This window comes from Streptomyces polygonati (genome assembly GCF_042650325.1).
In the GTDB taxonomy this organism is placed as follows: domain Bacteria; phylum Actinomycetota; class Actinomycetes; order Streptomycetales; family Streptomycetaceae; genus Actinacidiphila; species Actinacidiphila polygonati.
This window is the reverse complement of sequence record NZ_JBHSBB010000010.1, coordinates 189,661-211,015: the sequence shown is the minus strand read 5'-3', so window position 1 is coordinate 211,015 and position 21,355 is coordinate 189,661. Positions and strand designations below refer to the sequence as shown.

At 71.4% G+C, this 21,355-nt stretch carries 22 protein-coding genes; 8 read left to right on the top strand and 14 right to left on the bottom strand.

The window, feature by feature from the left end:
* Positions 1–28: 28 nt before the first annotated feature.
* A complete protein-coding gene (nagB, locus tag ACFO3J_RS13580; protein WP_386429525.1) occupies positions 29–814 on the bottom strand; it encodes a glucosamine-6-phosphate deaminase in 786 nt (261 codons plus the stop codon).
* Between the two features lie 480 nt (positions 815–1,294).
* Here nagB and ACFO3J_RS13575 point away from each other — a divergent pair, with 480 nt between their 5' ends.
* Complete coding sequence (locus ACFO3J_RS13575; RefSeq protein ID WP_386429523.1) at positions 1,295–2,752, top strand: sensor histidine kinase; 1,458 nt, start codon at positions 1,295–1,297, stop codon at positions 2,750–2,752.
* A 178-nt stretch (positions 2,753–2,930) separates the two neighbouring features.
* Here the strand turns inward: ACFO3J_RS13575 and ACFO3J_RS13570 are convergent, their stop codons facing one another.
* Together ACFO3J_RS13570 and ACFO3J_RS13565 are read right to left on the bottom strand one after the other, a co-directional pair.
* On the bottom strand, positions 2,931–3,188 hold the full coding sequence (locus ACFO3J_RS13570; RefSeq protein ID WP_093742218.1) for a WhiB family transcriptional regulator: 258 nt from the start codon (positions 3,186–3,188) through the stop codon (positions 2,931–2,933).
* A 320-nt stretch (positions 3,189–3,508) separates the two neighbouring features.
* Complete coding sequence (locus tag ACFO3J_RS13565; RefSeq protein WP_386429521.1) at positions 3,509–4,477, bottom strand: diacylglycerol/lipid kinase family protein; 969 nt, start codon at positions 4,475–4,477, stop codon at positions 3,509–3,511.
* Positions 4,478–4,624: 147 nt separating this feature from the next.
* On the opposite strand from ACFO3J_RS13565, the gene ACFO3J_RS13560 reads away from it, so the two are divergent.
* A complete protein-coding gene (locus ACFO3J_RS13560) occupies positions 4,625–5,119 on the top strand; it encodes a hypothetical protein (protein ID WP_386429520.1) in 495 nt (164 codons plus the stop codon).
* A 48-nt stretch (positions 5,120–5,167) separates the two neighbouring features.
* Here ACFO3J_RS13560 and ACFO3J_RS13555 read toward each other — a convergent pair whose 3' ends face one another.
* The 3 genes from ACFO3J_RS13555 to ACFO3J_RS13545 all read right to left on the bottom strand — a co-directional run bounded on the left by ACFO3J_RS13555 (position 5,168) and on the right by ACFO3J_RS13545 (position 7,984).
* Positions 5,168–6,124, bottom strand: coding sequence for an RNA polymerase sigma factor SigF (locus ACFO3J_RS13555; protein ID WP_386429519.1), 957 nt, complete (start codon positions 6,122–6,124; stop codon positions 5,168–5,170).
* A 205-nt stretch (positions 6,125–6,329) separates the two neighbouring features.
* Positions 6,330–6,743 (bottom strand): ATP-binding protein, encoded by a 414-nt coding sequence (locus ACFO3J_RS13550; RefSeq protein ID WP_093740726.1) that lies wholly within the window; start codon positions 6,741–6,743, stop codon positions 6,330–6,332.
* 353 nt (positions 6,744–7,096) lie between these two features.
* The gene (locus ACFO3J_RS13545) at positions 7,097–7,984 is read right to left on the bottom strand and encodes a 1-aminocyclopropane-1-carboxylate deaminase/D-cysteine desulfhydrase (RefSeq protein WP_386429517.1); all 888 of its coding nucleotides are present in this window, start codon (positions 7,982–7,984) and stop codon (positions 7,097–7,099) included.
* Positions 7,985–8,126: 142 nt separating this feature from the next.
* Here ACFO3J_RS13545 and ACFO3J_RS13540 point away from each other — a divergent pair, with 142 nt between their 5' ends.
* Complete coding sequence (locus ACFO3J_RS13540) at positions 8,127–9,053, top strand: MurR/RpiR family transcriptional regulator (RefSeq protein WP_386429516.1); 927 nt, start codon at positions 8,127–8,129, stop codon at positions 9,051–9,053.
* Between the two features lie 99 nt (positions 9,054–9,152).
* Here the strand turns inward: ACFO3J_RS13540 and ACFO3J_RS13535 are convergent, their stop codons facing one another.
* Positions 9,153–11,168 (bottom strand): N-acetylmuramoyl-L-alanine amidase, encoded by a 2,016-nt coding sequence (locus tag ACFO3J_RS13535; RefSeq protein WP_386429515.1) that lies wholly within the window; start codon positions 11,166–11,168, stop codon positions 9,153–9,155.
* A 225-nt stretch (positions 11,169–11,393) separates the two neighbouring features.
* On the opposite strand from ACFO3J_RS13535, the gene ACFO3J_RS13530 reads away from it, so the two are divergent.
* Positions 11,394–11,825 (top strand): MerR family transcriptional regulator, encoded by a 432-nt coding sequence (locus ACFO3J_RS13530; protein ID WP_386429513.1) that lies wholly within the window; start codon positions 11,394–11,396, stop codon positions 11,823–11,825.
* Positions 11,822–12,160 (top strand): thioredoxin, encoded by a 339-nt coding sequence (gene trxA / locus ACFO3J_RS13525; protein ID WP_386429512.1) that lies wholly within the window; start codon positions 11,822–11,824, stop codon positions 12,158–12,160. Before ACFO3J_RS13530 ends, trxA begins: the two co-directional genes overlap by 4 nt.
* Before the next feature lie 108 nt (positions 12,161–12,268).
* Here trxA and sodN read toward each other — a convergent pair whose 3' ends face one another.
* A complete protein-coding gene (gene sodN, locus ACFO3J_RS13520) occupies positions 12,269–12,664 on the bottom strand; it encodes a superoxide dismutase, Ni (protein ID WP_386429510.1) in 396 nt (131 codons plus the stop codon).
* A gap of 139 nt (positions 12,665–12,803) precedes the next feature.
* Here sodN and sodX point away from each other — a divergent pair, with 139 nt between their 5' ends.
* Positions 12,804–13,238: a nickel-type superoxide dismutase maturation protease gene (sodX, locus tag ACFO3J_RS13515; protein ID WP_386429508.1), complete on the top strand. Its 435-nt coding sequence runs from the start codon at positions 12,804–12,806 to the stop codon at positions 13,236–13,238.
* Here the strand turns inward: sodX and ACFO3J_RS13510 are convergent.
* The 4 genes from ACFO3J_RS13510 to ACFO3J_RS13495 all read right to left on the bottom strand — a co-directional run bounded on the left by ACFO3J_RS13510 (position 13,133) and on the right by ACFO3J_RS13495 (position 16,687).
* Positions 13,133–13,771 (bottom strand): CGNR zinc finger domain-containing protein, encoded by a 639-nt coding sequence (locus ACFO3J_RS13510; RefSeq protein WP_386429506.1) that lies wholly within the window; start codon positions 13,769–13,771, stop codon positions 13,133–13,135. The genes sodX and ACFO3J_RS13510 overlap by 106 nt on opposite strands.
* Positions 13,772–13,933: 162 nt before the next feature.
* Positions 13,934–14,740: an amino acid ABC transporter ATP-binding protein gene (locus tag ACFO3J_RS13505; protein WP_386429504.1), complete on the bottom strand. Its 807-nt coding sequence runs from the start codon at positions 14,738–14,740 to the stop codon at positions 13,934–13,936.
* Entirely contained in the window at positions 14,740–15,705 is a 966-nt protein-coding gene (locus ACFO3J_RS13500) for an amino acid ABC transporter permease (RefSeq protein WP_386429502.1), read from the bottom strand. The genes ACFO3J_RS13505 and ACFO3J_RS13500 overlap by 1 nt, the downstream gene beginning before the upstream one ends.
* Position 15,706: 1 nt before the next feature.
* A complete protein-coding gene (locus tag ACFO3J_RS13495; RefSeq protein ID WP_386429500.1) occupies positions 15,707–16,687 on the bottom strand; it encodes an ABC transporter substrate-binding protein in 981 nt (326 codons plus the stop codon).
* A gap of 564 nt (positions 16,688–17,251) precedes the next feature.
* Between ACFO3J_RS13495 and ACFO3J_RS13490 the strand changes: the two genes are divergently transcribed.
* Together ACFO3J_RS13490 and ACFO3J_RS13485 are read left to right on the top strand one after the other, a co-directional pair.
* The gene (locus ACFO3J_RS13490; protein ID WP_386429498.1) at positions 17,252–18,409 is read left to right on the top strand and encodes an NAD(P)-dependent malic enzyme; all 1,158 of its coding nucleotides are present in this window, start codon (positions 17,252–17,254) and stop codon (positions 18,407–18,409) included.
* Positions 18,410–18,515: 106 nt separating this feature from the next.
* Positions 18,516–19,478, top strand: coding sequence for a zinc-binding dehydrogenase (locus ACFO3J_RS13485; RefSeq protein WP_386429496.1), 963 nt, complete (start codon positions 18,516–18,518; stop codon positions 19,476–19,478).
* Here ACFO3J_RS13485 and ACFO3J_RS13480 read toward each other — a convergent pair.
* Both ACFO3J_RS13480 and ACFO3J_RS13475 read right to left on the bottom strand, forming a co-directional pair.
* On the bottom strand, positions 19,475–20,452 hold the full coding sequence (locus ACFO3J_RS13480; protein ID WP_386429494.1) for a PadR family transcriptional regulator: 978 nt from the start codon (positions 20,450–20,452) through the stop codon (positions 19,475–19,477). The two genes, ACFO3J_RS13485 and ACFO3J_RS13480, sit on opposite strands and share 4 nt — an antisense overlap.
* A gap of 1 nt (position 20,453) precedes the next feature.
* Positions 20,454–21,353 carry a DUF4097 family beta strand repeat-containing protein gene (locus tag ACFO3J_RS13475; protein WP_386429492.1) on the bottom strand — a complete coding sequence of 300 codons (900 nt, stop codon included), beginning with the start codon at positions 21,351–21,353 and terminating at the stop codon, positions 20,454–20,456.
* Between the last annotated feature and the right edge of the window lie 2 nt (positions 21,354–21,355).

Below are 21,355 nucleotides of genomic sequence, written 5' to 3'. Positions count from 1 at the left end.
GGCCGGCGCCGGATCGCCGGCGCTCGGGTCAGAGACCCTGCCAGGCCGGTTTCGCCGCGTAGGTGGCCCGGAAGTACGGCGCCAGCTTCAGCTTGGAGGCCGCGGCCTCGTCGACCACCACCGTGGCGTGCTGGTGCAGCTGGAGCGCCGAGGCCGGCACGACCGCGGCGACCGGTCCCTCGACGGTCTGGGCGACCGCGTCGGCCTTGCCCTCGCCGGTGGCGAGCAGCACCAGGTGCCGGGCCTCCAGGATGGTGCCGATGCCCTGGGTGATGACGTGGTGCGGGACCTGCTCGATGTCGCCGCCGAAGAAGCGGGCGTTGTCCACCCGGGTCTGGTCGGTGAGCGTCTTGATCCGGGTGCGGGAGGCCAGCGAGGAGCAGGGTTCGTTGAACCCTATGTGCCCGTCGGTGCCGATCCCGAGCAGTTGGAGGTCCACCCCGCCGGCCGCCGACAGCGCCGCGTCGTAGGCCGCGCAGGCCGCGAGGATGTCCTCGGCGGAGCCGTCCGGGCCCATGAAGGACCCGGCGGACAGCCCGAGCGGCTCGACCACCTCGCGCAGGACCACCGAGCGGTACGACTCGGGGTGGCCGGCGGGCAGGCCCACGTATTCGTCCAGCTGGCAGACCCGGGCCCGGGAGGCGTCCACCGCGCCGGAGCGGACCTTGGCGGCCAGCGCCTGGTAGACGGGCAGCGGGGTCGAGCCGGTGGCCACGCCCAGCAGGGCGTCCGGCTTACGGCTCAGCAGGGCGGCCACGGCCTGCGCGACGATCTCGCCGCCCGCGGCGGCGTCCGGGACGATGACAACTTCCACGCTGGGCCTGCCGTTCTGGATGGGGGCCGTTCAGGATGAGGGCCTGTGGTATAGACCAATCTAGCAGAGAGGTCTCCGGAGCCCGCTGTGTCGCCCCCCGAACGCACTTCGGGCCGCGGTGCCGGGAGAGGACCCTCAACCTCTCCAGCACCGCAGCCCGGAGCTGCCGTCGATGCCTCGGCCGGCGGGGTGTGCGGTCCCCGCGGATCGGTCGGCACCGACCAGAAGAGGCGTCCGGCGTCGTCAGGGCAGAGAACGCCATGGCCTCGATCCGCTCTCCTGTGCGGGGAGTGCGGAGGTCTGTGGTGTCCCATTGTGGACTAGACCATTGGCCTTGTCCATGGGCCCGCCACGGATTCGACCGGTGAATTCCCGCCGGGGCTATTCGGCAAACACATGTTCAAACGCGCGTTGCCCCATAGCCGTGTGCCCGACAGCGCGGAACCCGGTCCGGCCGCGCCGGACGGTACGCTCGCAGACGTGCCCTCCATGAACGACCTCGTACGCGAGCACACAGCCCTCGACGACTCCGACCTCGAATGGCTGCATCTGCTCGTCTCGGAGTGGCAACTGCTCTCCGATCTGTCCTTCGCCGATCTGGTGCTGTGGGTGCCGACCCGCGACGGCTCGCGCTATGTCTCGGTGGCCCAGATGCGGCCCAACACCGGACCCACCTCGTACCAGGACGACATGGTCGGCCATCTCGTCCCCAGAGGCCGGCGCCCGCTGCTGGACGCGGCCCTGGACGAGGGCCGCATCGTCCGGGAGGGCGACCCGGAGTGGCGCGAGGAGGTGCCGGTCCGGGTGGAGTCCATCCCGGTACGGCGCGACGGGCGGGTGCTCGGTGTGATCGCCCGCAACACCAATCTGCTGACCGTGCGCACGCCCAGCCGGCTCGAACTCACCTATCTGCAGAGCGCTTCCGACCTGGCCCAGATGATCGCGGCCGGGTCCTTCCCCTTCCCCTCCGAGCATGTGGACATGGACGCCTCGCCGCGGGCCGGGGACGGGCTGATCCGGCTGGACGCCGAGGGCCTGGTCCAGTACGCCAGTCCCAACGCGCTGTCCGCCTACCACCGCCTGGGCCTGGCGGCCGACCTGGTGGGCCAGCACCTCGGCCAGGCCACCGCGGAACTCGCCCCGGAGCGGGGTCCGGTGGACGAGGCGATGGTCAAACTGGCCAGCGGCTGGGCACCCCGGGAGTTCGAGGTCGAGGGCGGCGACGGGGTGATCCAGCTGCGCTCCATCCCGCTCAAGCCCAAGGGCACCCACATCGGTTCGCTGGTGCTGCTCCGGGACGTCACGGAACTACGACGCCGCGAGCGGGAGTTGATCACCAAGGACGCCACCATCCGGGAGATCCACCACCGGGTGAAGAACAACCTCCAGACGGTGGCCGCCCTGCTGCGGCTCCAGGCCCGCCGGATGGACTCCGAGGCGGCCAGGGAGGCGCTGGACGAGGCGGTCCGCCGGGTCGGCTCGATCGCCATCGTGCACGAGACGCTGTCGCAGACCCTGGACGAGCGGGTGGAGTTCGACGAGATCGCGGACCGGGTGCTGGCGATGGTGGCGGAGATCTCACCCGGCCGGGTCACCGCGCGGCGCAGCGGCAAGTTCGGCATCCTCACCGCCGAGATCGCCACCCCGCTGGCCATGGTGCTCACCGAACTCCTGCAGAACGCGCTGGAGCACGGCTTCGGCCCCGGCGAGAGCGGCACGGTGGAGATCTCGGTGCGCCGCGGCCGCGATCAGGTCACGGTGGCCGTCCAGGACGACGGACGGGGCCTGCCGGCCGGCTTCGACGCCCAGCAGGCCGGCAATCTCGGCCTCCAGATCGTCCGCACCCTGGTGGTGGGGGAGTTGGGCGGCACCTTCGACATGCTCCCGGCCCCCGAGGGCGGCACCCGCGTGATCCTCGAACTCCCGCTGGAGAGCTGACCGCCGCCCCCGGGACCGAGATGCCCCGCAGGCCGGGCCGCTCCGGAAACCGGGCCCCAGCACACAAACCCGCACACAAAGAAGTACCCCCGTACCGTCGTTGGTACGGGGGTACTTCACGATGCTGCGCGTGTGTTGGCAGGTGCTGCGCGCTGCGGCTCGGGGGGAAGGCTGTGAATCAGGCTGTGGCGTTGCGGGCCCGGTTGCGGGCGGCGCGGCGCTTCATCGCACGACGCTCGTCCTCGCTGAGGCCACCCCATACACCGGCGTCCTGGCCGCTCTCCAGTGCCCACTGAAGGCACTGGTCCATGACGGGGCAGCGGCGGCAGACGGCCTTGGCTTCCTCGATCTGCAGCAGCGCAGGACCGGTGTTGCCGATGGGGAAGAAGAGCTCGGGGTCTTCCTCGCGGCAAACGGCGCGGTGACGCCAGTCCATGGCTGCTCCAACTCCTTGTGTGACAAGCACGTTGCTTGTGAATGTGAACGCTTTCACGAATCGCCGCACAGCGAACGGGACGCCACCCAGCCTTTGCTGGAGCTGTCCCGCTGGTGTGAGGAAGGAGATTCGGGCTCTCAAGGGGGCCTCTTGGTCGGCCGTCCCGATCGCCACCTAGAGACTCGCAAACCTCGGCGGTAGATACAACCCCTTCAGGAAAGTTTTTTTTGATTCCTCGGTGTCGCATCGGTCACAGCCGTACTTCCATGGGGTGCAGGGCAGCCTAAACGTTCGAGTAAAAGGACTTTAGGCTCTTCGACTTACACAATCACACGCAGTGCATGGCGTACGCCTGTGAAGGTCGCACTCGTACGCAGCCCCAAGTGGTCACCGTCCACCTGGAAGGGCAATGGCGCCTGCGATTGCAAGGTGAAGTCGGTCAGATCATGCAGCGTGAGGGCGTACTTTCCGTGCGGTCCTCGCTCCGGCGTGGAACGGAGCAACTGCGTCGCGTAACGCGCCCCCGACAAGGTGGACATCCTGGTGACGCCCAGCAGGTCGAGGCCGGTGTCGAAGGACGCGTTGGGGGAGGCGTACACCGGCCGGCTGCCCAGATAGGTCCAGGGCGCGGTGTTGCAGACTATGGCCGTGATGAGTTCGGACACCGGTTCCTCGTCCGGCCGCCGCACGGTGATGGTGCCGTGCCGGCGGTGCGGGTCGGCGACGAACTGCCGGGCCACCTGGCGGAAGTAGAGCGCCGGGGTGGAGCGCTTGCCCAACTCCCGCTGCTGTTCGACCCGTCCGATGACGCCGGCGTCGAAGCCCATACCGGCGCAGAAGGTGAACCAGCGGGCCGGCACACCCTCGTCCTCGGTGCCCGGAGTGCCGCTGACCAGCCCCAGGCCCACCGTCTTCGACGTCCCGGCCCGCAGCGCGTCCAGCAGGGCCCCGGTGGCCTCCACCGCGTCGTTGGGCAGCCCCAGGGCCCGGGCGAAGACATTGGTGGAACCGCCGGGCACCACGGCGAGCTTGGGCAGCCTGTCGGGGTCCGGGCCGTGGTGCAGCAGGCCGTTGACGATCTCGTTGACCGTCCCGTCGCCGCCGAGGGACACGACGAGTTCGGTCTCGCCGCCCTCGGCCGCCCGCCGGGCCAGGTCACGGGCGTGCCCCCGGTACTCCGTGGTCGCGACCTCGAGCTTCAGGTCGCTGGCCAGCGCGGTACCGATCACATCGCGGACCCGCGCGCTGGTGGTGGTGGCGGCGGGGTTGACCACGAGGAGAGCGCGCATGGTCATCAGCGTACCCAGCCTTTTTCCTACCCGGCTACGCTGGCCGGTGTGAGCCAGACCCCCGAACGCCGCCCCCGGCCCGGCGCGCCAGCGGCCTCCCGCAAGGCGGCCCCGGCCGCCCGTGGAAACAAAGGCGGGCCCGACGTGGTGAGTGAAAGCGTGAAAAAAACCCCGCACGCCGCCCCGCACGACACCGTGAACGCCGCCGTGATCAAGGGAAAACCCGCCGGGACGCCGGCCGGAAAGCCCGCGGGGACCGAAGCCGCCGGGCAGCCGCCGCTGGGCCTGACCCTGGCCGCGGGCGTGGCCGCGCTGGAGGGCCTCGCCGTGGTCGGCTGGGGCGTCGCCATGGTCTTCACCGGCGGCGGGAAGGCGGTGCTGGCCGGCCTGGTGGTGCTGCTGCTCGCCGCCGTCCCGCTGGGCGCCGCCTACGGCCTGCGCCGGGCCCGCCGCTGGAGCCGCGGACCCGCGCTGATCATGCAGCTGCTCTCGCTGCCCGTCGCCTGGACGATGCTGCACAGCGACGGCCCGGTCGTCGCCGGCGGCGCCGTCCTGGGCGTCCTCGCGCTGGCCGGCCTGGTCCTGCTGGTCAGCCCCTCCACCACCGAGGCACTCGGCCTCACCCGCACGGCCTCCTCCTGACAGCGGGAGGCCGGCGGTGGCGTACGCCGGGCGGCGGGCCGGTGCGGGCTACTCGTCGATCAGCAGCTTGTCGCGGAGCTGGGCCAGCGTGCGGGCCAGCAGCCGGGAGACGTGCATCTGGGAGATGCCGACCTCCTGGGCGATCTGCGACTGGGTCATGTTGCCGAAGAACCGCAGCAGCAGAATCGTCTTCTCCCGCGGCGGCAGCTGCTCCAGCAGCGGCTTGAGGGACTCGCGGTACTCGACGCCCTCCAGCGCCTCGTCCTCCGAGCCGAGGGTGTCGGCCACGGCTGGGGACTCGTCGTCGGTGTCCGGGACGTCCAGGGAGAGCGTGCTGTAGGCATTGGCGGATTCCAGCCCTTCCAGCACCTCCTCCTCGGAGATCTTCAGGTGCTCGGCCAGCTCGTGCACGGTGGGTGCCCGCCCGTGCCGCTGCGACAGCTCGCCCGTGGCGGTGGTGAGGGCCAGCCGCAGTTCCTGGAGGCGGCGCGGCACCCGTACCGCCCAGCCCTTGTCCCTGAAGTGACGTTTGATCTCACCGACCACCGTCGGGGTGGCGTAGGTGGAGAACTCCACGCCCCGGTCGACGTCGAAGCGGTCGACGGACTTGATCAGGCCGATGGTGGCGACCTGCGTCAGGTCGTCCAGCGGCTCGCCCCGGTTGCGGAACCGGCGGGCCAGGTGCTCCACCAGCGGGAGGTGCATCCGTACCAGCTGGTTGCGCAGCTCGGCCCGCTCCGGGGAGCCGTCGGGCAGTTTGCCCAGCTCGACGAAGAGGGCGCGGGCGCCCGAGCGGTCGTGCGGATCGTGCCGCTCCGGTTCCTGGGCGTCCTCCCCGGCGTCTTCCCCGGACGGTTCAGCGCCAGGCGAATCCGAGGCCGGCGAATCCGGGGCCGTCGACGGCTCCGCGCCCGAGGGCTCCGCGTGCTCCGGGGCCCGTGGCGGCGCCGCGTCTTCGTGCTGATCCATCGGGTCCGCCTGCTCCGCCGCGTCCGTCACTTCCATCGGGGCCCTTCCACGGACCTGTGCACCGGGCCGGGCGGCGTCGCCCGGTTCGGGATGCGGCCGGGCCGCGTTCCGCCGCCCGAGGGGGCTCGGCTCCGTCGCGGCCGGCTGCTGAGCGGGTACGCCCACACGTCCGCGTACCGCGGGCACGTCGTGCTCCGCGGGCGGACCGGGGGTCTCTGCTGGCGTCATCACGACTGCGGCCTCACGACAGTCCCGGTACGGCGCCGCGCTTCTTGTGCAGGCTGATGCTGACCGTCCGGTCCTCGGCGACGGTGGAGTCCACCTCGCCGGCCAGCGCGGACAGCACCGTCCAGGCGAAGGTGTCCCGCTCCGGCGCGCGGCCGTCGGTGGTGGGCGCCGAAACGGTCACCCACAGCGAGTCCCCGACCAGCCGGAAGACACAGCTCAGCACAGAACCGGGAACGGCCTGCTGCAACAGGATCGCGCACGCCTCGTCAACGGCGATCCGCAGATCCTCGATCTCGTCGAGGGTGAAGTCCAGCCGGGCCGCGAGTCCGGCCGTGGCCGTCCGCAGCACCGACAGATAGGCCCCCGCAGCGGGCAGCCGGACCTCGACGAAGTCCTTCGACCCGGGCTCGCCTGCGATCTGGGACACCCTCACCTCCAAGGTGGCACACAGTGATTGCTCTGGTTCGCAGTGACGCTATCGCGATCCGTAGGTCGATGTCGCCCGGACGGAGCAGGGACACCGCCGGAACCGTCACCCATGGTAAGCGTAGGGGCACATACCGTGGATGGTGGTCCGGGGGCCCAATTCGCGGGGGAATTCGCCCGGTTACGGATCACGTCCCAGGTTACGGGTGAATGGCGCGGCGTGTGTAAGGGTCGCTGATCCGTTGCCCAACCATTGCGCGGCCGGTACCCGGCCGGTACGCGGTGGGAGGCGGCGGGACGCGGCAGGCCCCTGGGCGGCGCGGTGATGGGACCGTCGCGCTGCCCGGGTGCGGCTCAGCCCGTGACCACGGCCGTGACCCTGGTGCCCGGCGGGAAGGCGCCCTCGGCCGCCAGCGTGAAGACACCGTGCAGCATCTTGGCGACGTAGACGCGGTCCGGGACGAGGCCGTGGCGGGCCGCGAAATCGGCGGCGAAGGCAGCGAGCTCCGGGCTGGTCCGCGCGTAACCGCCGTGGTGGAAGCGGTTCTCCACCCGCCACCGCCCGCGCGTGTCGCCGAAGGCCGCCTGCTGGAGCCGGCGCACCTCGCCGGTGAGGAAGTCGCCGCGCAGCACCGCGAAGCCGACCGCCTCGGCGGTCCCCGGCAGGCCGGCCGCGAGCCCGGCCAGGGTGCCGCCGGTCCCGCAGGCCACCGCCACCACGTCGGCGCTGTCGCCGATCTCCCGGCCCAGGTCCGTACAGCCGTGTACCGCCAGGGTGTTCGACCCGCCTTCCGGCAGGACGTACGCGGGGCCGTGCCGCGCCAGCAGTCCGGCGATCACCTCCGGTTCGGCGGCGCGCCGGTATGTCGCCCGGTCCACGAAGTCCAGCCGCATGCCGTCGGCGGCGGCCCGGGCCAGCGAGGCGTTGAGCGGCCGGCCGGCCAGCTCCTCGCCCCGCACCACCCCGACCGTCCGGAAACCGAACAGCCGCCCGGCGGCGGCTGTCGCCCGCAGGTGGTTCGACCACGCGCCCCCGAAGGTCAGCAGCGCGCGGTGGCCGCCCTCCCGCGCCGCGACCAGATTCAGCCGCAGCTTGCGGTACTTGTTCCCGGTCAGCTCGGGATGGATCAGGTCGTCCCGCTTCAGCGCCAGCCGCACCCCCCGGCGCGCCAGCCGCTCGTCCGCCACCTCGACCGCCGGTGAGGGCAGCGACAGCTCCAGGGGTTCGCTCACATCGCCCATTCTCGCCCGCCGCGGGGAGCGAGTGTCACCCGGTGGGGTGACACTCGGCGCGACGGCGGTGGGCGCGGGCGGGGGACGGGCGGGGACGGAGAATACGGCGCAGGCGGTCCCGCGGCCGGGATTCACGGTGCATTCTTCTTCCGTGCACGAAAACGTCCCGGGGCCCGTGGGGTCCGGATCACAGAGCGACACTGCGGCCAGTGACGCGGGCCATTCGGGTGACGCGCTCACGGCGACCGTGCGCGGGCTGCTGCCCTCCCTCACCCCGGCCGCCGCGCGGATCGCCTCGCTCATCGTCGAGGACCCCGCGCAGGTCGCCCGCAGCACCATCTCCGAGCTGAGCACGCTGGCCGGCACCAGCGAGTCGTCGATCGTCCGGACCGCGCGGGCGCTGGGCTTCGCCGGATACCCGGAGCTGCGGCTGGCGCTGGCCGCGTCCGCCGCCCGGCAGGCGCCGCGCTCCACGCTCACCTCCGGGATCACCCCGGAGGACTCCACCGCCGAGGTGATCGCCAAGCTGGTGCACACGGAGTCGCAGGCGGTGCGGGAGACCGCGACGCAGCTGGACCCGGAGCAGCTGGCCGGTGCGGTGCGGGCGGTGTGCGGCGGCGGGCAGTTGCATCTGGCCGGGGTCGGCGCGTCCGGGCTGGTCGCCCAGGACCTCCAGCAGAAGCTGGCCAGGATCGGCCGGCCGTGCCACGCGCACGGGGACTCGCAGTCCGCCCTGACCAGCGCGGTGCTGCTGGGCGAGGGCGATGTGTTCCTCGCCGTCTCGCACTCGGGCGAGAGCCGCGACGTGCTGGAGCCGCTGCGGCGGGCCTCCGCCGGCGGCGCGGTGACCGTGGTGATCACCAATCACCCGCTGTCCACGGCGGCCCGGCTCGCCGACTTCGTGCTGGTGTCGGCGGGCCGGGAGACGACGTTTCGCCCCGGGGCGATGGCCAGCCGGATCAGCCAGCTGGTGGTGGTGGACTGCTTGTTCGTGTGCGTGGCGCAGCGGACGTACGAGGTGTCGAGCCGGGCGCTGCGGGTGACGCACGCGGCGCTGGAGGGTGACCGGGTGGGGTGAGGGCGCCGCGGGTGGGTGCGGGTGCGTCGTGGCTGGTCGCGCAGTTCCCCGCGCCCCTTCGGGGCTCGGTCCGCGGTGCCCTCGGCCCTTGGGAGCCTTCTACGCTGCGGGGATGACGTCCACGTCTGCCGCGTCGACGAAGGCCATGCGGTGGTTGTAGGTGATCTCGTAGACCTGGGTCGTGCCCACGAAGTCGTGGCGGTCGTAGGGGGCCGAGCCGTCGTAGTAGAGGGCGTAGTAGGAGTCGGTGTCGGTCGGGGGGCCGGCGGCGACATAGGACTGGCCGGCCGGGATGGTGTATTCGGTGCGGGGGAGTTGGGGGCGGGGGGCGGTGCCGCCCTCGAAGGCGATGAAGTCCGGGGGGTAGACGGAGGGCTCCGGATAGGCCGTGGTGTAGACCGGGATCGAGGTCCGGCCCGGCTTGGGGACGATCCGGGCGGCGGTCACCGGGACGGCGGCCGGGTGGCGGGCCGAGTCCTGGAACCAGGCCTCCTGGCCGCCGAACCAGATCGCGGTCCAGCCCGGCCGCCGCTCGGCGACCACGTACCGCTCACCGGTGGGGGCCTTGTCCCCCCAGTCGTTCATCGCGGTGGTGCCGGTGCCGGTCGGGTGCAGATAGGGGTCGGCGAGCAGCGGGGCGGCGGTGTCGGGCGCGGTGTACAGCGGGACGAAGCTCGCGGGGGCGTCGGCGGAGGTCACCGGGCAGTCGAAGCTCTGGTAGGGGCCCGGGAACTGCTTGTAGCCCTGGACGTCGTCGCAGTAGGTGGTGGTCTGCCGGTTCGCCGCGAAGCCCGGTTTGATCGCCACGACGGCGGCGCCCGGCCCGGCGGTGGCGTGGATCGGGGCGCCCAGCAGGTCGAAGAAGTGCTGCCAGTCCCAGCCGGGTCCGGGGTCCCAGTGCTGGGTGGCCATGCCGCCCTCGCTGCTGCCGGGGATGTTGTCGTGGCCGAGGATGTGGGCGCGGTCCAGCGGGATGTCGTACGTGGCGGCCAGGTACTTCACCAGCGCGGCCGTCGAGCGGTACAGCGGCTCGCTGAACCAGGTGGCGCCGTGGGTGGCCCACGCCTCCTGCTCGATGCCGATGGAGTGCTGGTAGAAGGAGCGGTTGGCGCTGTCCCAGGCGATGTCCTGGGTGGGGATCATCTGGGTGACCTGGCCGTCCTGGGAGCGGACGACGTAGTGGGCGCCGGCCGCGTAGGTCGGGTCGCGGAAGAGGTCGAGGGTGCCGTCGTAGGTCTCGTCGGTGCTGTGCAGGGTGATGTAGCGGATCGGCAGGCCGTGCGGGCGGTCGGCGAGGTCGTGGCTGCCGTAGTCGGCCGGGTTCGACGGGTCCAGCAGGGCGTACGCGGCCGGGATGAAGTCGCAGCCGAGCGAGGCGGGGCACTGCGGCCGCTGGGTGCCCGGCGGCGGTGTGACCTCCGTCAGGCCCAGTTTGCGGACGTCGGCGCGGTCGGGACGCAGCCGGGGGACGGGCGCCAGGGTGATCCGCTGGCCGTCCTGGGTGGTGCGGTCGGCGCCGGCCGTCATGGTGCTCCACACCTGGTCGGCGAAGACCTGCGCCACCTTGTCCTCGGTGGCCTGGCTGTAGCGGGCGGCGGCCGCGTACCAGCCGTCGACCGTCCTGGGCGGCCGGCCGTGGCCGTAGCTCCGGGCGTAGGAGGCCAGCAGCGCCGCGCCGCCGCGGATGTTCAGGGTCTCGTCGGACTCGACACCGGCCGTGCCGGTGCCCAGCAGGTGCGCGGCGGCGGCCGCGGTGTGCTCGGCGGGGGCGGTGAGCAGATCGGCGTAGCGCGGGGACCGGGTGGTCAGGCCGTCAGCGTCGAGTTCCCTGGTGGTGAGGTCGGTGAGGTTCATCGGGCCGTAGCCCGCCTGGGCGTTCTCCTGCCCGGCGTGCGCCTCCCACCGGGTCTCGTTGTACGACACCGCTTCGAGGACCGGCAGCGGTACGCCGAACTCCTGGGCCGCCGCGCTGAATTCGCCCTGCCGGGTGGACTGCGGGTCGGCCGCGCCGGCCGTGCTGGAGACCGCGCCGACGCAGAGGCCGGCCAGCAGTGAGAGGGCCGCGGCCAGGGTTGCCGCCCGGTGACGGGTGGGGTGTCCGAGGGGGAGATGCATCCAGGCTCCTCGCGGTACGTGTGGGGGTGCATGGGCAGGAGTGCTGGAGGCAGCCTTCCGAGAGTGAATGGCAGTCAGCAACCTCTGGGACGTAAATCCTGGAACTTTTTGCCAGCGATCCCGGGTGCCGCCCCGTGCTCCTCGGTACGGGCCGGAAATCCGCCCCGGACACCGCGCGTTCCGGCGCTGGCGTTGACGTGCACGTCAAGGTCTACCGTCGTGGACATGCGCATCGGCGAACTCGCGGGCCGGGCCGGGACCACCCCCCGGACCCTCCGCTACTACGAGTCCCTCGGCCTGCTGCCGCCGGCCGACCGCACCGGCAACGGCTACCGCAGCTACGGCGAACAGCACCTGCGGCTGCTCGAACAGATCCGCGCGCTCCAGGACTTCGGCTTCGGTCTGGAGGAGACCAGGCCGTTCGTCGACTGCCTGCGGGCCGGCCACCCGGCGGGCGACACCTGCGAGGCGTCGCTGGCGGTCTACCGGCGGAAGCTGGCGGAGCTGGACGCGTGCGTGGAGCGGCTGCGGGAGGTGCGGGCGCAGGTGGCGGCCCAGCTCGCGCTCGCCGAGGAGGCGGCGGCGGGGGAGGGCGAGCCGATGTGCGAACTGGCCGTCAACGCGGCCGATCCGCCCGACGAGAGGACATACCCATGACCACTACGGCACCTTCGCCCGTGACCGAGGTGACGGACGACACCTTCGCGGCCGAGGTACTGGCGAGCGAACTCCCCATACTGGTCGACTTCACCGCCTCCTGGTGCCCGCCGTGCCGGATGATCGCCCCGGTGCTGGCCGAGATCGCCGCCGAGGAGTCCGGCCGGCTGCGGATCGTCTCGCTCGATGTGGACACCAATCCGGTCACCCAGGCGGCCTACGGGGTGATGTCGATGCCGACCCTGCTGCTCTTCCGGGCCGGCGCCCCGGTGAAGGTCCTGGTCGGCGCGCGGCCGAAGCGGCGCCTGCTGCAGGAGCTGGCCGGCGAGTTCTGACCGTACGGCCCTGTCGGCGTATCACCCGGACGGGCGCCGCAAACGTGTGCGCCCGGCCCGTCGGTGAAGACGGGCCGGGCGCACCCGGAGTGACCAGGGAACAGGCGGTCAGGCCTGCTTGGTCTCCCAGAAGATCTTGTCGATCTGGGCGATCAGGTCCAGGGCCTTCTGGCCGGTCGCGGGATCGTTGGAGGCCTTCGCGGCGCTCAGGGCCTTCAGCGTGTCGTTGACCAGCTGGTGGAGCTGGGGGTACTTCTCGAAGTGCGGAGGCTTGAAGTAGTCGCTCCACAGCACCGAGACGTGGTGCTTGGCGAGTTCGGCGCGCTGCTCCTTGATCAGGATGGCACGCGTGCGGAAATCCGCATCCTCGTTCGCCTGGTACTTCTCCTGGACCGCCTTGACGGACTCGGCCTCGATGCGGGCTTGGGCCGGGTCGTAGACACCGCAGGGCAGGTCGCAGTGGGCGCTGACCTTGACCTTCGGCGCGAACAGGCGAGTGAACATGGCTGTCCTTCCTCGTGATCGTCTTTCAGGTGGGACATTACTCCCTGGAGCACTCGTTTTCTCGGGTGCCCCAGGTGGCTTAGGACAAAAGTCTGGTGCCACTCTTGGGGCGGTGGAGAAACGAACCAGGAGGCGGAGGATGCGGGAGCAGGGGGCCAGGCTGTCTTGGCAGCTGGTCGAAGTCACTGGTCCGTCGATGGCGCCCACGCTGCTGAACGGGGACTGGCTGCTGATCCAGAAGATCAGCAGCGGCGCCGAGCTGGTACGCGAGGGGGATGTGGTGGTGCTGCGGCATCCGCTGCAACAGGATCTGCTGATCGTCAAACGCGCCGTGGAGCGGCGCGAGAGCGGCTGGTGGGTGATGGGCGACAACGCGTTCGTGGAGAACGACAGCCGGGAGTTCGGCACGGTGCCGGACGAGTTGGTGCTGGCCAGGGCCCGGGCGCGGTTCCGGCCGCCCCGGGAGGTTCAGCGCTCGGTGGCCGGCGCGGGCGCGTGGGCCACCTGGGCGGCGTCCTGTGTGCGGCCGCTGCGCGCCGACCGCTCGTTCTCCAGACGTTTGCGGGCCCGGTAGGCCGCTACGTTGGCGCGGGTCGCACACCGGTCGGAACAGTACCGGCGCGAACGGTTTGTCGATGTATCGACATAGGCGTTCCGGCACGGCATCGCCTCGCAGATGCCCAGCCGGTCCACGCCCAGCGAGGTCAGCTGCACCGCCAGTCCCATGCACGCGCTCGCCGAGTAGCCCGCGCCGGCGTTCGCCGCCTGCTCGGCGAGGTGCATGTGCCAGTCGGGCCGGCCGGTGTCCTCGTTGAGGAAGTCGTGCCCGGAGATCTGCGGGCTGACCGGGAACTCCAGCATCAGCTGGTTCAGCAGGTCGACCGCCCGGACCTCGTCACCCTCGTCGGCCGCCTCGAAGATCCCGCGCAGCCGGGTCCGTACACCGCGCAGCCGGGCGATGTCGGCGTCCACCACCTTGGCGGCCTGGGTGGAGGACCCGAACAGCTCCCGTACCGCCTCCACCGAGGTCAGCGCGTCGGTGCCCCGCAACGGCGCCTCGGTGTTGACCAGGCGCACGGCGTAGTCCGAGTAATAAGCCAGTTCCACTTGGGGTCCTCACGGAGTACGGTCCAGGCTCGGTAATGGCCGACTGCGGTACCAGGGTATTACGGATCGCCGGCGGGCGAGGGGTACGGACGGCTGGCCCGTACCCCTCATGGGCGAACGCGCGGACTCTGGCACCCTCGAACGTCACTGCGCCCTCGAACGTCACAGCACCTTCGAGAGGAACGACTTCGTCCGGTCGTGCTGCGGGTTGCCCAGCACGTCCCGGGGGTGGCCGGACTCCACCACCGCGCCGTCGTCCATGAAGACCAGCGCGTCGCCGACCTCGCGGGCGAAGCCCATCTCGTGCGTCACCACGATCATCGTCATGCCGTCCTCGGCGAGCCCGCGCATCACGTCCAGCACATCGCCGACCAGCTCGGGGTCGAGCGCCGAGGTCGGCTCGTCGAAGAGCATCAGCTTGGGCTCCATCGCCAGCGCCCGGGCGATCGCCACCCGCTGCTGCTGGCCGCCGGACAGCTGCGCCGGGTAGTTGCCGGCCTTGTCCGACAGGCCCACCCGGTCCAGCAGCGCGGTGGCCCGCTCGCGCGCCACCGCCTTGGTCTCCCGCTTGACCTGGACCGGGCCCTCCATGATGTTCTCGATCGCGGTCATGTGCGGGAACAGATTGAACCGCTGGAAGACCATGCCGATGTCCCGCCGCTTGGCGGCCACCTCGCGGTCCTTCAGCTCGTACAGCTTGTCGCCGCGCTGCCGGTAGCCGATCAGCTCGCCGTCGACCCACAGCCGCCCGGCGTTGATCTGCTCCAGATGGTTGACGCAGCGCAGGAAGGTGGACTTGCCGGACCCGGACGGTCCGATCAGGCAGAACACCTCGCGCGGCGCCACCTCCAGGTCGATGCCCTTGAGGATGTGCGCGGTCCCGAAGGACTTGTGCACGCCCTCCGCCTTCACCATCGGCGCGCCGCCGGCCTTGGCGGTGCCCGCCAGGCCGCTCGTCGGACTGCTCATCACACGGCCACCTTCGGTCGGCGCAGGGTGGACAGATTGGCCCTGACCTTCTGCCAGGGGGTGAGCGGCAGCGAGCGCAGCGAGCCGCGGGCGTAACGGCGCTCCAGATAGAACTGTCCGACGCTGAACACGCTGGTCAGCACGAGATACCAGATCGAGGCGACGAAATACATCTCCATCACGGCGGTGGTGGAGTTGCCGATGTCGGACGTCGCCCGCAGCAGTTCGGTGTACTGCACCACCGAGACGAGCGAGGAGGTCTTCAGCATGTTGATGAACTCGTTGCCGGTCGGCGGGATGATCACCCGCATCGCCTGCGGCAGCACGATCCGGGCCATGGTCCGGCCGCCGGTCATGCCCAGCGCGTGCGCCGCCTCGGTCTGGCCCTCGTCCACCGACTGGATGCCGGCCCGGACGATCTCCGCCATGTAGGCGCCCTCGTTGAGCCCGAGGCCCAGCAGGGCGACCAGGAACGGGGTCATGACGTCGACGGTGTTGTTCTTGTAGACCGGCCCGAGGTTGATCACCGGGAAGATCAGCGAGAGGTTGAACCACATCAGCAGCTGGACGTAGACCGGGGTACCGCGGAAGAACCAGATGTACAGCCACGCCACACCGCCGGTGACCGGGTTCTTCGACAGCCGCATCACCGCGAAGACCACGCCCAGCACCAGGCCGAGCGCCATCGAGCAGACCGAGATCAGGATGGTGTGCCCGACACCCGTGATCACGGTGTGGTCGAACAGCTTGTCGCCCACCGTGTTCCAGATGATGTCGCCCTGCGAGAAGGCGTAGGCCAGCCAGACCAGCAGCAGGACGACCACCACCGCGGCCACCCAGCGGCCGTAGTGGCGCACCGGGATGGCACGGATGGCCTCGTACGGCGTGTCGGACCGGGTCCCGGCGGCCGGGGGCCCGGCCGGCGGCGTGCCGGCGGGCCCCTGCTCGAAGTCGGCGGTGGTCACGTCACGAGCCGCCGTTGATCGCGGCCTGCTGGACGGCGCCGCTGCTGGAGTTCCACTTCTGCAGCACCTTGGCGTAGGTGCCGTCCGCGATGATCGCGTCCATGGCGGCCTTCAGGGCGTCCCTCAGCTGCGTGTTGGTCTTGTCGGTGGCGATGCCGAAGGGTCCGGCGTCGGCCGGCGAGCCCGCCACCTCGAAGTCGTTGCCGTTGCCGGACTTCTGCGCGATGTAGGCGGCCACCGGCGTGTCGTTGAGGTCGGCGACCGCGCCGCCGGCCCGGACCCGGGTCTGCGCCTCGGCGTCGGTGTCGAAGGCCTGGATGGTCAGCCCCTTCGAACCGCAGGCCGTCTTCTGCTTCTTGAACGCGTCCTCGTAGATCGTGCCGCGCTGGACCGCCACGGTCTGGCCGCACACGTCGGCCAGCGCCTTGATGCCCTTCGGGTTGCCCTTCTTGACCAGCAGCGACGAGCCGGAGTTGTAGTAGTCGACGAAGTCGACGCCCTTGCCGGTCTTCTTGCCGCTGTCGTCCAGGCCCTGCTGGCGGGCCTTGGTGTCGCTCATCGCGGACATCACGGCGTCCGAGCGGCCGGTGTACAGCGAGGTGATCAGGCCGTCGAAGGTGCCGTTGGTGAACTGGAACCTCACCCCGAGCTGGGCGGCCAGCGCGTCGCCGATGTCCGGGTCGATACCGACGATCTTGCCGTTCTCGGTCTGCTCCATCGGGGCGTACGAGGCGTCGGTGCCGACCTTGATCACACCGGCGTCCTGGTACTTCTTCGGCAGCTTGGCGAACAGCGGGGCGCCGGCCTTGGTGGCGGAGGCGGTGGCGCCGGAACTGCCCGAGGTACCGGCGCTGCTCGGGGAATTGTCCTTCTTGGTCTGGTCGCCACACCCGGTGAGTACCAGGGTGCCGGCGACCGCGACGGCGGCGACCGCGGTGAGACGTGTCAGGGCGGCCGAACGCCTGGTGGTACATGCGGTCATCGCTGTGTCCTCCTGCGAGACGGGGTGTTACCTGCAGGGCGGCGAACGGCACGCACCATCGAGTACCGCAACCCTGTGTGATCTGTGCATCTTGCCATCCGGACAGCCCCCGGCAGGGTGCTCGTTGTGTCAAAATCGGATAACGGGCGATCCCCGGGCGCCCATCGGGCCGGCACACCAAGACCGGACCGTATGGGGCCATGCCGCTCAGACGGGGCAGCCGTCAGCGGAACGAGACTTCCGGTAGAACGGTGCCTTCCCCTTACCGGGGGCCCACGGCGCGCGTGCGGCGCGCCTGGTGTCCGATTGTCGCCACGCCCACTCCCCTCTGGCGGTACGGACGCCGAGCCCATTCCCGCTCCGCTCTCCGGGCGGAGCACTTTCCCTCAACTTCTCGACAAATTTAACAAAGGGGCCAAATCAGTGGCTACGGAGATCGTTAATCCCCGACCCGGTGCGGGCGCCGACAGCGGTGCGAGCGCCGGTCCGGGTGCCGGTGCCGGCGCCGGTGCGAGTGGCGACGCGGCGACCGCTACGGACCCGGCTGCGGCTACGGCTTCCGACGTGTTTCCGCTCGATCCGGTGTTCGCCCTGCACCGCGGCGGCAAGATGGAGATCGCCTCGACCGTGCCGGTGCGCAACGCCGACGACCTGTCACTGGCGTACACGCCCGGGGTCGCCGAGGTCTGCACGGCGATCGCCGAGAATCCGGACCTCGTGCACGACTACACCTGGCGGTCCCAGGTCGTCGCGGTCGTCACCGACGGCACCTCGGTGCTGGGGCTCGGTGACATCGGGCCCGAGGCGTCGCTGCCGGTGATGGAGGGCAAGGCGATCCTCTTCAAGCAGTTCGGCGGGGTGGACGCGGTGCCCATCGCGCTCGCCTGCACCGGGGTCGACGAGATCGTGGAGACCGTGGTCCGGCTGGCGCCCTCCTTCGGCGGGGTCAACCTGGAGGACATCTCCGCCCCCCGCTGCTTCGAGATCGAACGCCAGCTCAAGGAACGCCTGGACATCCCGGTCTTCCACGACGACCAGCACGGCACGGCGGTGGTCACCCTGGCGGCGCTGCGCAACGCCTGCACGCTGACCGGCCGCACCCTCGGCGAACTGCGGGCGGTCATCGCCGGCGCCGGCGCGGCCGGGGTCGCCATCGCCAGGATCCTGGTCGAGGCGGGCATCGGCGATGTCGCCGTCACCGACCGCAACGGCGTGGTCCACGCCGCCCGGCAGGACCTCAACCCGATCAAGCGGGAGCTGGTCTCGTATACGAACAAGGCGGGGCTGTCCGGCTCGCTGGAGTCCGCGCTGGCCGGCGCGGACGTCTTCATCGGCGTCTCCGGCGGCACTGTCGCCGAGTCGGCGGTGGCCACCATGGCCCCGGGCGCCTTCATCTTCGCGATGGCCAACCCCACCCCGGAGATCCACCCCGAGGTCGCCCACAAGTACGCCACCGTGGTGGCCACCGGCCGCAGCGACTTCCCCAACCAGATCAACAACGTGCTCGCCTTCCCGGGCATCTTCGCCGGCGCCCTCCAGGTCCGTGCCTCCGCGATCACCGAGGGCATGAAACTCGCCGCCGCCGAGGCTTTGGCCGCCGTCGTCGCCGCCGAACTCTCGCCCAGCTGCGTCATCCCCTCCCCCTTCGACGCGCGCGTCGCCCCGGCCGTCACCGCGGCCGTCGCCGCCGCGGCCCGGGCGGAGGGTGTGGCCCGCCGCTGACCGCCTGACCCGCCGCGGGCGGCCCGCCACCGGAGGGTGGCCGTGCGCGGCGGGTCGGCTTCGGCGGTGTTCCGCCGGGGCGGGTGGGGATCGTAGGGTCGGCTGCATGTTTGCCGTGTATGCCGCGCGTATCGACGCCGAAGAGCCCCTCAGCGGGCTGGAGTTGGGGGAGCGGCCGGGGCCGCGGGAGCGGGAGGGGTGGACGCGGGTCGCGGTACGGGCGGCGTCGCTGAACCACCACGACCTCTGGTCGCTCAAGGGGGTGGGGCTGGGGGAGGAGAGCCTGCCGATGATCCTCGGGTGCGACGCGGCCGGGGTGGACGAGGACGGCAACGAGGTGGTGGTGCACGCCGTCATCGGGCAGACCGGGCACGGCGTGGGGCCGAAGGAGCGGCGGTCGCTGCTCACCGAGCGGTATCAGGGGACGTTCGCCGAGCAGGTGACCGTGCCGACGTGGAACGTCCTGCCGAAGCCGAAGGAGCTGTCCTTCGAGGAGGCGGCCTGCCTGCCGACCGCGTGGCTGACCGCGTACCGGATGCTGTTCAGCAACGCCGGGGTGCGGCCCGGGGATTCGGTACTGGTCCAGGGGGCGGGCGGCGGGGTGGCGACGGCCGCGATCGTGCTGGCCAGGGCAGCCGGGCTGCGGGTGTACGCGACCAGCAGGGACGCCGGGAAGCGGGAGCGGGCGGCCGAGCTGGGGGCGCACGCGGTGTTCGAACCCGGGGCGAGGCTGCCGGAGCGGGTGGACGCGGTGATCGAGACGGTCGGCGCGGCCACCTGGTCGCATTCGGTCAAGTCGCTGCGGCCCGGCGGCACTCTGGTGATCTCCGGCGCGACCAGCGGCACCACCCCGCGCTCCGGCGAGCTCAACCGGATCTTCTTCCTGGAGCTGAAGGTGGTCGGCTCCACCATGGGCACCAAGGACGAGCTGGAGGATCTGCTCGCCTTCTGCGCGCTGACCGGGGTGCGGCCGGTGATCGACTCGGTGCTGCCGATGGACCGGGCCCGCGAGGGGTTCGAACACCTCGCGGCGGGCGAGGTGTTCGGGAAGATCGTGCTGACCCTCTAAGCCGTGTCCTTGGGCCCGGGCCCGGGCCCGGACCCGGACCCGGAGCTGGCGCCCGGTCCGCGCAGCGCCGCCGCGATGTGCGCCGCCGCCGCGGACAGATAACCGCGTACCGCCCGCAGTTGGGCGTCGTCCACCCCGCTGTCGCGGGCCGTGTCGCGGATGTCGTCGCGGAAGCGGTCCAGCAGGCGTTCGAGGTCGCGCATCGGGTCGTCCGACGCCGGGGTGTCGTCGTCCTTCACCGGGTACGGAGCGGCCGGCCAGCCCCAGGGCGTGGTGGGGTCGGCCCCCGGGCCGGTCCCCGGTCCCTGGCCGAAGCCGCCCGGCTGGCCGAACTGGCCCAGCTCACGGGTGAGTTCCGCCAGTCCCTCGCGCAGCCCGGTCTGCCAGTCACCGCCCTTGGCGTATGTCTGGACCTGGTCCTGCACCTGCCGGGCGATGCGCTGCACCTCGTCACGGGCGCTGTTGACCGCCTCCCGGGCGGCGTTCGCCTGCTGCCGGGCGTCGCGGGCCTCCTCCTTGGCGCGGCGGCTCTCCTCCTTGGCCCGCTGCGCCTGCTCCTTCCATTCCGGCCGGGGCCCGCCGCCGGCCCGCGCCTGCTGGGCCGCCGCCCGCACCTCGCGGCGCAGATCGCCGGCCGCGCCGCGGACGTCCTCGCGGATCTCGGCCGCAAGGGTGGAGACCGACTCGCGGATCTCCGCCTCCAGCCCGGCGATCTCCTCGGCGCGGGCCGCCAGTTCGGCCCGGCCGGCCGCGGTGAGCGCGTAGACCTTGCGGCCGCCCTCGGTGGAGTGGGTGACCAGGCCCTCCTTCTCCAGCTTGGCCAGCCGCGGGTAGACGGTGCCGGCCGACGGCGCGTAGAGCCCCTGGAAGCGCTCCTCCAGCAGCCGGATCACCTCGTAGCCGTGGCGGGGCGACTCGTCCAGCAGTTTGAGCAGGTAGAGCCGCAGCCGGCCGTGGGCGAAGACGGGGGCCATATCAGTTGTCCTTCCGCGGCGAGGCGGCGTCCCCGTCGGAGCCGCCCGGCCGGGCCGGACCGTCCGCGATGTCGTCCAGCGGCGGGCGGCGCAGCAGCGCGATGGCGCCGGAGACGGTGGTGGCCCGCAGCCGGGCGCGCCCGCCGCCGATCCGGCCGCTGATCCGCTTGCCGGCCCACTGCCCCGGACCCCAGCCGGACACCCGCAACTCCTCGAAGGCGCAGGAGACATGGCCGCTGGTGGTGCTGGCCTCCACATCGGCGTCGCCCGGCTCGGGGATGCGGATGGCGATCTCGCCGGACACCGTGGTCAGCCGCACCTGGGCGCCGGCCGAGGGGTCCAGGTCCAGCACGATGTCGCCGCTCACCGAGTCGGCCTTGACCTGTGAGCCGCTGCCCTCGACCACCGTGAGGTCACCGGAGACGGTGTTGACCGACAGCTCGCCGGACAGCGACTGCGCCTCCACGTTGCCGGACACGGTGTTGGCCCGCACCGGGCCGGTGAGCCCGACCAGCGTGGTGTCGCCGCCGACGCCCTGGACGCTGGTGGCCCCCGAGATCCCCGAGATCATCGCGCCCGCGCCGACCACGCCGACCTCGACCCGGGTGCTCTGCGGCACCGCCAGCGAGACCACGGCGTGCCGCGCCCAGCCCTTGCGGTCCCACCATTTCAGCAGGCCCTTCCACGGCAGGTCCTCGTAGGTGACGGTGAGGGTGGAGCCGTGCAGCTGGACCTTCAGCGGCGGGCCCTTGATCTCGCTGATCTCCACCCGCGAGGGGCCCTCCTCGATGCCCACCACATTCACCGCGCCGTTGACGATCCTCACGCTGAGGGTGTCCACCAGCTCGGTGAAGACGAGCTTCTCCGGTTCGGTGACGGTCCGCTCCGACGTGCCGCTCATCG

Bases quoted from the DNA above. Each gene is read 5' to 3' on its own strand.
- ACFO3J_RS13495 (WP_386429500.1), bottom strand. From the start codon at position 16,687: ATGACCGCATGTACCACCAGGCGTTCGGCCGCCCTGACACGTCTCACC.
- ACFO3J_RS13535 (WP_386429515.1), bottom strand. From the start codon at position 11,168: ATGCATCTCCCCCTCGGACACCCCACCCGTCACCGGGCGGCAACCCTG.
- ACFO3J_RS13475 (WP_386429492.1), bottom strand. From the start codon at position 21,353: ATGAGCGGCACGTCGGAGCGGACCGTCACCGAACCGGAGAAGCTCGTC.
- ACFO3J_RS13565 (WP_386429521.1), bottom strand. From the start codon at position 4,477: ATGCGCGCTCTCCTCGTGGTCAACCCCGCCGCCACCACCACCAGCGCG.
- ACFO3J_RS13505 (WP_386429504.1), bottom strand. From the start codon at position 14,740: ATGAGCAGTCCGACGAGCGGCCTGGCGGGCACCGCCAAGGCCGGCGGC.
- ACFO3J_RS13545 (WP_386429517.1), bottom strand. From the start codon at position 7,984: ATGGGCGATGTGAGCGAACCCCTGGAGCTGTCGCTGCCCTCACCGGCG.
- ACFO3J_RS13480 (WP_386429494.1), bottom strand. From the start codon at position 20,452: ATGGCCCCCGTCTTCGCCCACGGCCGGCTGCGGCTCTACCTGCTCAAA.
- ACFO3J_RS13530 (WP_386429513.1), top strand. From the start codon at position 11,394: ATGCGCATCGGCGAACTCGCGGGCCGGGCCGGGACCACCCCCCGGACC.
- sodN (WP_386429510.1), bottom strand. From the start codon at position 12,664: ATGTTCACTCGCCTGTTCGCGCCGAAGGTCAAGGTCAGCGCCCACTGC.
- ACFO3J_RS13555 (WP_386429519.1), bottom strand. From the start codon at position 6,124: ATGGAAGTGACGGACGCGGCGGAGCAGGCGGACCCGATGGATCAGCAC.
- ACFO3J_RS13485 (WP_386429496.1), top strand. From the start codon at position 18,516: ATGTTTGCCGTGTATGCCGCGCGTATCGACGCCGAAGAGCCCCTCAGC.
- trxA (WP_386429512.1), top strand. From the start codon at position 11,822: ATGACCACTACGGCACCTTCGCCCGTGACCGAGGTGACGGACGACACC.
- sodX (WP_386429508.1), top strand. From the start codon at position 12,804: ATGCGGGAGCAGGGGGCCAGGCTGTCTTGGCAGCTGGTCGAAGTCACT.
- ACFO3J_RS13570 (WP_093742218.1), bottom strand. From the start codon at position 3,188: ATGGACTGGCGTCACCGCGCCGTTTGCCGCGAGGAAGACCCCGAGCTC.